Annotated in this window: 14 protein-coding genes and 1 tRNA gene; 6 read left to right on the forward strand and 9 right to left on the reverse strand. The window is 60.6% G+C overall.

What is annotated here, in order from left to right; genetic code table 11:
• Positions 1-8: 8 nt before the first annotated feature.
• The 7 genes from QOV41_RS14450 to guaB all read right to left on the reverse strand — a co-directional run bounded on the left by QOV41_RS14450 (position 9) and on the right by guaB (position 3,936).
• Complete coding sequence (locus tag QOV41_RS14450; RefSeq protein WP_284577455.1) at positions 9-434, reverse strand: MAPEG family protein; 426 nt, start codon at positions 432-434, stop codon at positions 9-11.
• 83 nt (positions 435-517) lie between these two features.
• A complete protein-coding gene (locus QOV41_RS14455; protein ID WP_284577456.1) occupies positions 518-934 on the reverse strand; it encodes an SRPBCC family protein in 417 nt (138 codons plus the stop codon).
• Positions 931-1,329, reverse strand: a complete 399-nt coding sequence (locus QOV41_RS14460; RefSeq protein ID WP_284577458.1) for a DUF1801 domain-containing protein — start codon at positions 1,327-1,329, stop codon at positions 931-933. Before QOV41_RS14460 ends, QOV41_RS14455 begins: the two co-directional genes overlap by 4 nt.
• Positions 1,330-1,336: 7 nt before the next feature.
• Positions 1,337-1,768: a DUF1801 domain-containing protein gene (locus QOV41_RS14465; RefSeq protein WP_284577459.1), complete on the reverse strand. Its 432-nt coding sequence runs from the start codon at positions 1,766-1,768 to the stop codon at positions 1,337-1,339.
• 9 nt (positions 1,769-1,777) lie between these two features.
• Positions 1,778-1,999, reverse strand: coding sequence for a hypothetical protein (locus QOV41_RS14470; protein WP_284577460.1), 222 nt, complete (start codon positions 1,997-1,999; stop codon positions 1,778-1,780).
• Entirely contained in the window at positions 1,996-2,319 is a 324-nt protein-coding gene (locus QOV41_RS14475) for an ArsR/SmtB family transcription factor (protein WP_284577461.1), read from the reverse strand. The genes QOV41_RS14470 and QOV41_RS14475 overlap by 4 nt, the downstream gene beginning before the upstream one ends.
• A gap of 114 nt (positions 2,320-2,433) precedes the next feature.
• Positions 2,434-3,936 carry an IMP dehydrogenase gene (gene guaB / locus QOV41_RS14480; RefSeq protein ID WP_284577463.1) on the reverse strand — a complete coding sequence of 501 codons (1,503 nt, stop codon included), beginning with the start codon at positions 3,934-3,936 and terminating at the stop codon, positions 2,434-2,436.
• Positions 3,937-4,096: 160 nt separating this feature from the next.
• Here guaB and QOV41_RS14485 point away from each other — a divergent pair, with 160 nt between their 5' ends.
• The 3 genes from QOV41_RS14485 (at position 4,097) to QOV41_RS14495 (ending at position 7,509) form a co-directional block, all read left to right on the forward strand.
• Positions 4,097-4,618: a hypothetical protein gene (locus QOV41_RS14485; protein WP_284577465.1), complete on the forward strand. Its 522-nt coding sequence runs from the start codon at positions 4,097-4,099 to the stop codon at positions 4,616-4,618.
• A gap of 105 nt (positions 4,619-4,723) precedes the next feature.
• On the forward strand, positions 4,724-6,106 hold the full coding sequence (locus QOV41_RS14490; protein ID WP_284581340.1) for an MFS transporter: 1,383 nt from the start codon (positions 4,724-4,726) through the stop codon (positions 6,104-6,106).
• A 35-nt stretch (positions 6,107-6,141) separates the two neighbouring features.
• Positions 6,142-7,509: an MFS transporter gene (locus tag QOV41_RS14495; RefSeq protein ID WP_463054430.1), complete on the forward strand. Its 1,368-nt coding sequence runs from the start codon at positions 6,142-6,144 to the stop codon at positions 7,507-7,509.
• Between the two features lie 6 nt (positions 7,510-7,515).
• Here the strand turns inward: QOV41_RS14495 and QOV41_RS14500 are convergent, their stop codons facing one another.
• A complete protein-coding gene (locus QOV41_RS14500) occupies positions 7,516-8,250 on the reverse strand; it encodes an RlmE family RNA methyltransferase (RefSeq protein ID WP_284577469.1) in 735 nt (244 codons plus the stop codon).
• Positions 8,240-9,424, reverse strand: a complete 1,185-nt coding sequence (locus QOV41_RS14505; RefSeq protein WP_284577470.1) for a Ppx/GppA phosphatase family protein — start codon at positions 9,422-9,424, stop codon at positions 8,240-8,242. The genes QOV41_RS14500 and QOV41_RS14505 overlap by 11 nt, the downstream gene beginning before the upstream one ends.
• 243 nt (positions 9,425-9,667) lie before the next feature.
• Between QOV41_RS14505 and QOV41_RS14510 the strand changes: the two genes are divergently transcribed.
• From QOV41_RS14510 to QOV41_RS14520, 3 genes are all read left to right on the forward strand, one after another.
• A tRNA-Gln gene (locus QOV41_RS14510) sits at positions 9,668-9,741 on the forward strand.
• Positions 9,742-9,889: 148 nt separating this feature from the next.
• Positions 9,890-11,533 (forward strand): site-specific integrase, encoded by a 1,644-nt coding sequence (locus tag QOV41_RS14515; protein ID WP_284577472.1) that lies wholly within the window; start codon positions 9,890-9,892, stop codon positions 11,531-11,533.
• Positions 11,534-12,163: 630 nt separating this feature from the next.
• Complete coding sequence (locus QOV41_RS14520; protein ID WP_284577473.1) at positions 12,164-12,925, forward strand: hypothetical protein; 762 nt, start codon at positions 12,164-12,166, stop codon at positions 12,923-12,925.
• Positions 12,926-12,949 lie beyond the last annotated feature (24 nt).

Consider the following 12,949-nt stretch of genomic DNA (forward strand, 5'->3'; position numbering starts at 1 on the left):
TCACCGGCTCAAACAAAAAGGACGCGTCCAACGAGCCATAGCCAGAGCAGGGTCAATACCGCAAGGCCGGCGACATAGGCGCTGAAGCGGCGGAAGACCCGATTGCTGGTCACGTGAATGGCGGCATGGACATAGCGGAGGGCGACGAAGAGCCAGGCGAGAACGACTTCAACCCAGCCCATCGCGCCGGCCCAGAGCGTCACCAGAACGGCAACATAGAACAGCACAGGCAGCTGGAACTGGTTGTCGAAACTGTTCGACAGGAGGCGCGCGCGGAGTGGGTAGGCGGAGCGATCCACCGCGATATCCTTGACGTCGACCTCTCCGGACATCACGCGGGGCACGCGTTCCCGCCCCATCATGGCGAGGATTGCGATCGTCAGCAGAACTTGGGCGGCGATTGCAAGCACGAGGAGCTTGGCAGTAAGGGGCATGTTCAAGCTCTGCTGCAGATTCGGGGCGCGGGACTAAGTGCTTGTACCCTAATCAGTTCCCGCTTGCACACACCCCTTGCTGCTCAAGCCCGCTCTGCCACCTCTTCCAGCTGGTCGAGAAACCCCTTCCAACCGGCATGTGCGCCGCCATAGGCCTGCTTCTGGTCTGGGCGGAAGCCCGATTGCTCCATCCGCAGATGCGTCCCGGTGGCGGTCGGCGTTAAGGTCAGGGTAACGACACTCTCGAGCGCATAGGCGGGATCATCGCTGGCAAAGTTCCAGCTATAGGAGAGCACCCGGTTGGGCTCGATGGCGAGCACCTCACAGTCGAGCGTGCCACCCCACTCGCCGCGCAACTGGAACTTGTGACCGAGCTCCAGCGCAAAGTTATTCTTCATCAGCCACTCCTCGATCAGGTGCGGCTGGGTCAGGGCGCGCCAGAGCTTCTCGGGGGGATAGGCGAATTCCCGTTCGACAATCGCCGTACGAAGTTCGGTCATCGAACCTCTCCCTTGGTGTGGGTCTTGGCTGGTCGAGAAAGATTGAGCGTAATCGCTGCGCGGATCAGTTCCTTGAACGCCTCTTGGTTTATCTCCGCACCTTCCGGGAAATCGATAGCGCGTCGCGTATTGCCTTCCAGGCTGGAGTTGAAGAGGTGTGCCGGATCCGCCACGGCGGCACCCTTTGCGAAGGTGGTTTTTACGACCTTCTTATAAACTTCGCCGGTGCAGATAATGCCGCTGCGGGACCACACGGGCTTGTCCCATTTCCACTCTTCCTCCACGGCAGGATCGGCCTCAAGGATCAGTCGGCGGATCTGCGCGAGGACCTCCCCGCGCCAGTCGGTTAGAGCAGCAATCCTGGCGTCGATCAGTTCGGATGGACCCGCTGTCATTCTCTGCTCACATCTTCTCGCCTGGCAGGCGGCTGGCCTGAACGACCCAATCGGTAAACTGGGCCTCGTCGAGTTCGTCGTTCTCAAAGATATCGAGGTAACGAACCGCCTTCTGCTTGGAGGGCCCGGGCGGCTGCGGACTTAGAGAGGCCCCTTGCATGAAGGTGACCTTGAGGTATTTGTCGAAGCAGTGGTAGCCGAGGAAATAATGATCCTGCTCTACCCCGTAGAGCGGCGAGTTCCACTTCACCGCTTTGCGGACCCCAGGAACGGTGCAAGTGACGAGCTGGTCGATGCGGCGAACCAGGGGGCTTTTCCAACCCGGCGCAGCGGCGATGTAGGCGTCGATCGGCGCCTGTCCATAGCCTTTAGGAATCTGCGGGTTGCCGCCTGAGAGCAGCACCACCCGGGCGGGCGCTTTCCACTCGTTCTCAGCCATTTTCGCCACCTAACTGCCGACGCGTCGGGCGGTGCGCCACCGGGCGAGATAAGGCAGCACGAACAGGTAGAGCCCGCTGAACAATAGCAGGAATAGCGGCACCAAGGTCAGAGCACCAATCCAGAGTGCTACGTCTCCGCGTCCCATGACGGCAAAGTTGGCAAGAACCATCAGCGTGAAGCTGATCGACAGCCACCGATGCGACTGGCGTATCCACTTGTTGGCATTCATTGATCCATCCTCTTGAGCAGGTCTTCCAAACTGTCGAAGCGGTTCTCCCAGAAGCCAGCCATTTCGCGCGTCCAGTCGAGTAGCGGGGAGAGGCCCCTGGCATCGGCCGTGTAGTGCGTTTGGCGGCCCTCATGACGATCCCGAACCAGCCCCGCTTGTTTGAGGACGGCAAGGTGCTTGGAAACGGTGGGCTGGGCGACGCCGGCGAAGGTGGTGAGAGCACCCACCGTCTGCTCCCCCTCGCGACAGAGTCGCTCGAACAGTGATCGACGCGTGGGGTCCGCAAGGGATCGAAAAAGCAGATCCTGGTGTTCTTGCATCAATCCATTCACCATTGACTATGAATTAACGTATAGCCGGCGAGCTATGGAAAATCAATAGCACCGTCCGCCCTCCCCTATTCCAGGGGAAGGACGAGTTCAGGGTCTCAGAGATTAGCGGGCGCTTCGGTAGTTTGGCGCTTCCCGGGTGATGGTCACGTCGTGGACGTGGCTCTCGTTGAGCGCAGCGCCGGAAATCTTCACGAAGGTGGCGTTCTCGCGGAAGTCTTTGAGGGTATGGGCTCCGGTATAGCCCATGGAGGCACGCAAGCCTCCAGCAAGCTGGTGCAGCACTGCCCCAACCGCGCCTTTATAGGGCACCTGGCCTTCGATGCCTTCTGGTACGAGCTTCATCTGATCGCGTACGTCCTGCTGGAAGTAGCGGTCGGCCGAGCCGGACCCCATGGCACCCACGGAGCCCATGCCTCGGTACGATTTGTAGGAGCGACCCTGATACAGGTAGACCTCGCCAGGAGCTTCATCGGTGCCGGCCAAAAGCGAGCCGACCATCACACAGGAGGCGCCGCCGGCGAGGGCTTTGGCCATGTCGCCCGAAAACTTGATGCCGCCATCGGCAATCACCGGAACGCCCTGCTTGGCGCCCTCCTCGGCACAGGACATCACTGCTGCCAGTTGCGGCACACCGACGCCGGCCACCACGCGTGTGGTGCAAATCGAGCCTGGGCCGATCCCGACCTTGATGGAATCCGCGCCGGCGTCAATCAGCGCCTTGGTAGCTTCAGCTGTCGCGACATTGCCGGCGACGATACGGGTGGAATTGCTCTCGCGCTTGACGCGCTCCACCGCCTCGGCAACCCGTACGGAGTGACCGTGCGCGGTGTCGATCACGAGGAGGTCGACACCGGCCTCGATCAACTGCATGGAGCGCTCAAAGCCCTGATCACCCACGGTAGACGCAGCGGCAACGCGCAGCCGCCCCTGCTCGTCCTTGACGGCATGCGGATTGAGCTGCGCCTTCTCGATATCCTTGACGGTGATGAGACCGATACAGCGGTAGTCCTCGTCCACGACCAGGAGCTTCTCGATGCGGTGGCGGTGCAGCAGCACCTTGGCTTCATCCTTGGAGACGCCCTCGCGTACGGTGACGAGCTTCTCGAACGTCATCAGTTCGCGGATGGGCTGGGCTGGATGCGAGGCGAAGCGCACGTCCCGGTTGGTGAGAATACCCACGAGCTTGCCAGTGGCGCGCCCGCCAGTGCCGCCGTTTTCGACCACGGGAATGCCGGAAATGCGATGGTTCTGCATCAGCGCCAAGGCATCGGCAAGCGTCGCGTCGGGTCCGATGGTGATGGGATTCACCACCATGCCCGACTCGAAGCTTTTGACCTGGCGCACCTCTTCGGCCTGTTCGGCAGCGGTGAGGTTCTTGTGAATGACGCCCAAGCCGCCGGCCTGGGCCATGGCAATGGCCATTGCGCTCTCGGTGACCGTGTCCATAGCCGACGAAAGGATGGGAAGATTGAGCGCTATGTCCTTGGTGACATAGGTTGAAATGTCGGTGTCGGTCGGCAGGATATCGGAGCGTGCTGGCTGCAAGAGCACGTCGTCGAAGGTGAGTGCCGCATCGCCGGTGATGGTGGTAATAATCTTCGCCAAGGCCAGACCCTTCCTGCCTTCTGAACATGTCAGAGATGAATGGATTGGAGCTCAGACAGCTATTCTGCCGGAGCTCAGGTTGGCGAGGGTCAATAGCACCGCGAAGGGGACTTGCATAGGCTTTGTAGCGGAGCAGAATGGCGTTAGGCGGAGAGCTGAAATGCGAGTTGGAACAGTAGTGGCGGGGCTGTTGATCGCGACACCGTTGTACGCGGGGGAACTCGGCGCTTGGCTACCGGCAGGGCAGGGGTCGGTCGCATGCTGGTCGCGCGAGTATGACGCGGCACATCTGGCTAGCCATCCTGAGCAGAAGGTCAGCCAGGTGGCGCTGGGTCTCACCTTCTCGGCAGCCGATGCGGACAACCGCGACCGGCAACAGTTTGCCCTTTCGGCCAGCCTGCGGGATGGCAGCCACGGGACGGCGGTCGGTGAATGCAGGGCCGGCGATGGCGCGATGATCTGCGGGTTGGAATGCGACGGTGGCGGCATTGTCGTAACCTCGCGCGGCGAGAGTGTCCTGGTAGATTTGGAGCAGAGCGGATTTATCCGCCTCGCCAGCGAGTGCGGCGCAGACGAAGGCTTTGTTCTGGAAGCAGGAGCCGATGACCGGCAGTTCCTGCTGCACCAACTTCCCGCCGACCAGTGCACTGGAAGTCTCGGAGAATTGGCTAAGCTTCAGTAACGTCACGACTTGGCAGCGGAACCGAGCCTAGCTCATAGTACTTGTGGGCTCACCTCCCTCGGTCGACGATTCCCCGGTTTCATGCCACCAATCCGCCTCACCCCGCTGATCCTGGCGGTCGCCCTCTTCATGGAACAGATGGACTCGACTGTCATCGCCACTTCGCTGCCGGCAATTGCGGCCGATATCGGCACCGATCCGATCGCGCTCAAGCTGGCGCTGACCGCCTACTTCGTGGCGCTGGCCATCTTCATTCCCATCAGCGGATGGATGGCGGACCGGTTCGGCGCCAAGAACATCTTTCGCATCGCCATCTTCGTATTCATGCTGGGCTCGCTGGCCTGCTCCTTCGCCTCCTCGCTGGAGAGCTTCGTGCTGTCCCGGTTCTTCCAAGGCATCGGTTCATCGATGATGACGCCCGTCGGGCGTCTCTTGCTAGTCCGGGCGACACCGCGCAACGAGCTTGTTGCAGCGCTTGCGTGGCTGACAGTGCCGGCGCTGCTGGGGCCGCTCTCGGGGCCGCTGATCGGCGGTTTTCTTACTACTTACCTCAGCTGGCACTGGATCTTTTGGATCAACATACCCATCGGCATTGCAGGGATCATTCTGTCGAGCATCTATCTCAAGGTGCCCGAAATACGCAGCCCGCGGCCTATTGATCTCCCCGGTTTCTTTTTGGCCGGAGTGGCGTTTGCCGGCTGCGTCTTCGGCCTCTCGGTCGTGAGCCTTCCCGCGCTGCCGCTCGCCTATGGCTACATGACATTGGGCACCGGCGTCCTCTCGGGCATTCTCTACCTGCTGCACGCCCGACGCACTGCGTTTCCGCTGCTCGACCCAGCGCTGCTGCGGCACCGCCTGTTCCGCAGTGCCATCACCGGCGGCTCCATATTCCGCATCGGCGTGGGGGCGATGCCCTTCCTCCTGCCCTTGATGTTGCAGCTCGGCTTTGGGCTGAACCCCTTTCAGTCTGGCGCCATCACCTTTGTGGCCGCTATCGGTGCGATCATGAGCAAGTTCATGGCCGAGCGCATCTATGCCCGCTTCGGCTTTCCGCGTGTGCTGGGCACTGCTGCTGTTGTGGGCGGCCTCTTGATCGGAGCGCAAGGGCTGTTCACCGCCACGACTCCGGTGCCGATCATGATGGCTGTGCTGCTGGTCGGCGGGGTCCTGCGGTCCGTATTCTTCACCGGTTCCAACGCTATAGCCTATGCCGATGTGGACGACGAAGAGGCCGCTCAGGGCACGGCAATCGTTGCCGTGGCGCAGCAGCTCTCCATCGCCTTTGGGGTCGCCGTCGCGGGCGCCATTCTCGAGATCAGCACGCATACCCATGGCGGTGGCCTGACGCTGTGGGACTTCCGCATCGCCTTTTTCACCGTCGGCGGGCTCAGCGCGCTGGCGGGCCTCGTTTATTTCGCGCTGCCGGCAAATGCCGGCAGCAATGTCTCGGGTCATCGTGCCATCGAGCATCAGGAGGAGCGAGCATGAGCACGGCTGCGGCGACAGCTGCGCGCACCACGCCCCTGATCCTCGCTACCGCGCTTTTCATGGAAAACATGGACTCCACGGTGATCGCGACCTCCCTGGCCGCCATCGCCACCGATATCGGCACCGAACCCATTGCGCTGAAGCTAGCACTCACCTCCTATCTTGTGGCGCTTGCGATCTTCATCCCCATTTCGAGTTGGATGGCGGATCGCTTCGGCGCCCGGCGCGTGTTCCGGACCGCCATGCTGGTATTCATGGTGGGCTCGATTGCCTGTGCTTTCTCGAACTCGCTGACGGCATTCGTCATCGCCCGCTTCGTGCAGGGCATGGGCGGGGCCATGATGGGCCCAGTGGCGCGGCTGGTGCTGGTGCGCCAGACGCCGCGACATCAACTGGTCGACGCCATGGCCTGGCTGACAATACCGGCACTGATCGGCCCTATTGTTGGACCGCCCTTCGGTGGCTTTCTCACAACTTATTTTTCCTGGCACTGGATCTTCATCATCAATGTGCCGATCGGGATTGCCGGTATCATGCTAGTCGGTCTGGTCCTGCCCAACGAGAAGCGCAACGCGCCCCGCAAGATCGACATGAAGGGCTTTGTTCTCGCCGGCTCGGCCTTCGCGCTCTTTGCCTTCGGCTGCTCGGTGGTGAGCCTTCCAGCGCTGCCGCCGATCTATGGCGCCGTTGCCGCAGCGCTCGGTATTGGGCTGGGCGCCGCCTACACATGGCATGCGCTCGACACCGAGCAACCGCTACTGGACCTGCGCCTCCTGCGGTTTCCGGCGTTCCGCACCGCCGTCGTGGCGGGGACCTTCTTCCGTCTGGGCCAGGGCGCGACGCCCTTTCTTTTCCCGCTGATGCTGCAGCTTAACTTCGGGATGACGCCTTTCCAGTCCGGCATGGTGACGTTCTCGGCGGCTGTGGGCGCACTGGCTGCCAAGTTCGTCGCCAATCGCATCTTTGCCCACTGGGGGTTCAAATATCCGCTGGTGGCCTCCACTGCCATTTCGGCGCTGGGCGTGTTCGCCATGGGGCTTTATACGCCCGCCACCCCGATCCCGCTGATCCTTGGGGTGCTGGTGTTCGTGGGGTTCTGGAACTCCACCTTCTGGACGGGATCGAATGCCTTCGTCTTCGCCGACATTTCCGACAAGGACGCCGGCCAGGCCAACGTAATCAGCCAGGTGTGGGGCCAGTTGATGTTCGCCATGGGCGTAGCACTGGGTGGCGGCACCCTGGAACTCGCGCATCGGGTACGCGGCGGCGACGACCTTGCACTCAGCGACTTCCACATCGCCTTCTATGTGGTGGCGGCTGTCTGCGCGATCTCGACGGTGATGTTCATCCGCATTCCCCGCAATGCCGGCTACGAATTGCTCCGCGGCCCGCATCTTCACTGACAGGGGTCAATCCTCTATCTCTTCCGCTGGTTCGTCAGTCCGTCCCTTGAAGCCCTTGGCGATCAAGTAGGCCTCGGCAGAATCGCTGCGGCTGGAGGGTGGCTTGGCGTGGAAAGTGCTCTTGAAGTGACGCTTGAGCATGTGGAGCAGTTCATGTTCGGTGCCGCCCTGGAACACCTTTGCAACGAAGATCCCGCCGGGCGCCAGCACGTCGAGCGCGAAGTCGGCAGCAATCTCGATCAGTTGCACGATGCGGATGTGATCGGTGGCGCGGTGGCCAGTGGTTGGCCAGGCCATGTCGGACATAACGAGATCGGCCTTCTTGCCGCCCATAGCTTCGATCAGCATGGCGGGCGCATCGTTCTCGGTGAAATCCTTCTGGAGCAGGATGACGCCGGGGATCGGATCCATCTCGAGATAATCGATGCCCACGATCAGAGGATTGGCCACGGTCGAGCCGGTCGCCTTGGCGGCAACTTGCGACCAGCCCCCCGGCGCGGCGCCCAAATCGACAACCCGCATGCCCTTGCGAAAGAGCTTATGCTTGTCGTCCATCTCCTTGATCTTGAAGGCAGCCCGCGAGCGGTAGCCCTCCGCCCGAGCACGGGCGACATAGGGATCATTGAGTTGCCGCTCGAGCCATTTGGTCGAGGAGACCTTGCGGCCCTTGGCAGATTTGACGCGGATCTTGAGGTCCTTGTCGGACTTACGCCCGCCGGTGCCGAGAGCCTTATCCACCATTGCTGTTCCTCCGCGGGTAGCGTGAGGGTCGACGCCCCCGATCGGCATCAATCAGCGAGATCAGGATGCCCTCGCGCAAGCCCCGGTCGGCCACCCGCACCCGCTCGGTCGGCCATTCGCGACGGATCGCCTCGAAGATGGCGCAACCGGGCAGCACCAGATCGGCGCGGTCCTTGCCGATGCAGGGATGGGCGACGCGCCGCTCGAACGGCATGCCAAGCAGCACCCGCATGGTCTCATCGACCTCGATGCGCTTCATCCAGAGCCCGTCGACCTTTTGCCGTTCGTACCGCTCGAGACCGAGATGCAGCCCCGCCAATGTCGTCACCGTACCCGAGGTCCCGATCAGGTGCACCGGATGGGTGCCGATCATCTGGCGCAGCTTTTCGCGCCCACGGAACTGCTTGAGGTGCTCGGCAACGTGCGCCACCATAGCCTCGAACACTTCGGGCGTGACATTGATCCCGCCGAACTTTTCAGCGATCGAGACCACCCCCACCGGCAGCGATTGCCAGGAGCGGATGGACGCTGACATGCGGCCCTGCGATTTGGGCCGACCGCCCCTGAAATCGAGCCAAGCCAGTTCCGACGACCCACCGCCAATATCGAACATCAGCGCGCCCTGCGCCGCGCCCTCGATAAGGTCAGCACAGCCGGTCACGGCCAGTTCCGCCTCGGTACGGCGGTCGACGATTTCGAGCTCGATCCCCAGCTCTTCGTTCACCCGCTCCAGAAACGCCGGACCGTTCTCGGCAGCCCGACAGGCCTCGGTCGCGATCAGGCGCATGCGCGCAGGTTGATGCTCGCGCAGCTTGTTGCGACACTGGCGCAGCGCCTCCATGGTGCGGTCCATCGCGGCGTCCGACAATCTGCCGGTAACCGATACGCCTTCACCCAGCCGGACGATGCGTGTGAAGCCATCCAGCACACGGAAGCCATGGTCATGCGGCCGGGCGATGAGGAGACGGCAATTGTTGGTGCCGAGATCGAGCGCGGCATAAAGCGGGCCGCGATGCTTGCGAGGGGGAGTGGTGGCGGCGGGGGTCCGCTTTTCCGCTGTGACCTGGGGCCGTGAGCCCCCTGCCCCTCCCGGCCGGCCGGAGCCTGCAGGGATACGGATCGCCGGCTCGTCTGGCGACGAAAGCACGGCGGCGGACCGATCAGAATCGGTCACTTTGATCTCCTGTCGTACGCGGTCGCAGGAGACGGCTGGGCCGCTCGCGCCCGAACGCACTGTTTTTGCGTGTCACCGAAGACCCTAGAGCAAGGGGACTGGGAGCGCAATGCAAAGCAGGATGAAGAAAGGTCGGCGGGAGGCGCTTGCAATCTCATGCGGCTTTGTCTATGCAATGCCCGCGCCGGACAGATGGCTTGCCTCACCCGCGCCGCCACCCAAGCTCCATGGTGGCACCCCTGCTGGGGAATAGTTCAATGGTAGAACAGCGGACTCTGACTCCGTCGATCTTGGTTCGAATCCAGGTTCCCCAGCCAATCCTCCTTAAGTCGTTGATTTCATTGTAAGTCGCTGCTTTTGCAGTGCTTTCTTGCGGTCAACTGATCCACTTTGGTGATCCACTTTCAGGCACAATCGCCTGCATCTCGGCACCAGATGGCTATAACTTTGGGGAAGGAGAAATGCATGACGTCCGGCTCCAATCTCAAGACTCGTGGCCCTGTCTATTACGCTAGGCTCAAGGTGCCTGTTGAACTTCAGCAGCTCATGGGCACCGCTGAGCTAGTTCGTTCGCTCCGAACTAAAGACCGGCGCACCGCCAACGTGCGAAAGCTCTCTGTGCTATCGGAATGGCACCAAAAGTTTGATGAACTCCGCCGCCGCCGCGATATGACTGAGGCGGACTTTGCCAACGCCACATGGGAGCAATACACCACCGAGCTTCAGCACGACGACTTGGCGCGCGCCCTCCCCGGCACCGACAAGGAAACTCCTAAGGACATTCGCCAGTATCATTTGAAAGCCTTGCGCGACCATCTGGGCCGGGGCGAAACGGTTCTGGTGCATTGGGCTGCGGACAGCTTTATCGACCGTCGGCAGCTCCTCCTTGAAAAAGGCAGCGCTCAATATCGGGAACTTTGCTTCCGTCTGATGCGCGCCCAGATCGAAGCCTTGCAGCGCGCCAGTGAGCGCGATCTTGGCAATTATGCCGGAATGCCATCCGATCCCATTGTTACCCGCCCAACGGCAACGGCAGAAGTCGCTAAGCCAGGAGAACGGCTGATGGACCTGTTCGAGCGTTATGCAAAGGAAAATCCAAAGCGCGTCAAGGAAGCTGCTCTCATGCAGGCACGGCGCGATATTGGCACGTTCATTGAACTTGTCGGCAGCGACTTTCCCGTAACCAGCCTAGACAAGAAGGCAGCGCGTGAATGGAAGGCGCTGCTTATGGAATACCCGGTGAAGGCAGCAGAGATTGGCATCTTTCGAGGCATGGGGATCAAGGAGATTGTCGAGGCAAACCGCCTATCAAAGACCCCCAGGCCGGTTATTACCGCTAAGACGGTCAACCGCTACATCGCTGCCTTCAGCGCCTTCTGCAATTGGCTAGTAGCGCACGACTACCTCTCGGCTAACCCATTCCCCGAAATGTATCTATCGGTGGACAAGACAAAGACGAACGCCCGCCCCTTCACTGACGAAGAGCGCAAGGTGTTGTTTGCCTCTCCATTCTTCACCGGCTGCAAGGACGATTCTAAATGGCATGTGCCGGGAGACCATCTGATCCGCGACGATCATCGCTATTGGCTCCCTTTCGTGATGATGTATTCAGGCGCACGACCCGGTGAAATTGCCCAGCTCCTAGTGGATGATGTTCGGCAGATGCACGGCGTTTGGGTGCTGCACCTTACCGATGAAGGTGACGACGAAAAGAGCCTGAAGACAAAGGGATCGTTCCGCGTGGTTCCCGTCCACTCCAAGCTGGTGGAGATGGGCTTTATCGATCATGTAAATCGCCAGCGGGAAGCTGGTGAGCGGCGCGTCTTCCCCGAAGCTGAACGCAATGCGCGAGGTCATATCGCATCAGCGTTCGAGAAGAAGTTCGGCACCTATCTCATCAAGCTCGGCCTGAAGCAGGGGCGCGGGATCTCGCTCTACAGCTTCCGTCACGGCTTCTCCGACGCGATGCGGGAGGCCGGCTTCATGGATGATGAGTTTGGCTTCCTTATGGGACACAGCAAGTTCAGCATGACTGCGCGCTATGGCCAGCTTCCGCAGGGCACCTTGCAGAAGCGTGTGCAGTTGATTGAATCAGCAACGTATAGATGATTGGCTTCAGCCGACGGCAAGCGCACGAATGCTAACTCCGATGAATATCGGCATGCTTACAGCGAAAAACGAGCATGTAAACCAAGCAACTACCCACACCGAACCGCGCAGCCACCGGTTGCGTGGAGCGATATTATGCGCCCAAACTGTTGGTAGGAGCGAAGTCAGGATCATCCACCTAACTGTAACTACAACTGAGAAGAGCAACGCGAGAGCCATGGCTGTGCCGGACATTGCCGTATACCAACCTGGCCCGTCCGAGCGAAGGACTGCGAATATTCCTGCCCAAGTAGCAGCCCAGATGGTTGGGACAGTAAGGGTATACCTGGCGTAGTCAAACCATGGTTTTTCCTTGTCGATGGCTTCCCGCGCAGTATCGGGAATAACGGGTCGCGGGATAGCGATCTTCATTTGTGGCTCTCCAGCACGAGCTTCAGTATTTGATATCGCAAATTTGCTCGCTGTTGGGAGGGGTTGTGGTCAGGGAAAAGCAACACATCAAGATTGACGAGCTATCCAGAACAATGGTCCTTCTATTGGTCTAAGCAGTGACCTTGAAAGGCAATAACCGTGGAGTATGGCGCTCCTGAACCGGCGATCACTCGCCTGCATAGAGCATGGGGGTAAGGCTTGGGTAAAGCGGAGTTATTGTTCGCGGTTTTCCTTCTATTCACTACTTTAACCGCTTTGGCCGTAGGTCCGACAATTGGCGGCGAACCGGACACTTGGCTCTACCATTATCAGACGCTATTCGCCGGGCTCCTTGCGCTAGTCAGCGCAATCGGAGCAGCTGTCCTATTGTATCAACAAACGCGTCAAACGGCGGCAATCGAGTGGGAGCGAAAGCAAGGACAAAGAGAGGCAGCCCGCAGTTGGCTATCACTCCATCTCTCGGCCATTGTCGGCTACGCTAAAGGGACAGGTCAGGGCATTTGGTATCTGATGGGTCAGTGCCACAACGGCATATTGCCGGGAGGCGCGCAAATGCCGGACCTGCCTCCCCTTCCGATGGAAGCGGCGCTGGCGGTGAAGGAATTTGCAGAGTTCGCGACCAGGGAAGAGGCGCAGTATCTCGCGCTTATGTTCGCCACCATGCAGGTGCTGGAGAGCCGCGTCAGCTCAGTGGCTACTTCACGCGGAATGCACTACGCAAACTTAGAGGACTACCTTGAAGATGCGGCGGAGCTTTATGCGCGCGCCGAAGTTCTACTCCACTATGCGCGGCACACAACTCAGACGTTCCCTCCCGGCGTGACATGGGACAGATATTGCGCGGCCCTGTTGTTCATCACAGACTACAATGGCGCAACAGAGCGCATCGCCCGGCACATTGACGAAGGCGCTCAGGGGAACATGCAGTCGCTTTTGCCAAACAGATTCCAGCGTGAATGAGCGCCCCATAGGTCTGGGGCGCTC

Source organism: Devosia sp. RR2S18 (assembly GCF_030177755.1).
Classification (GTDB): domain Bacteria; phylum Pseudomonadota; class Alphaproteobacteria; order Rhizobiales; family Devosiaceae; genus Devosia; species Devosia rhizosphaerae.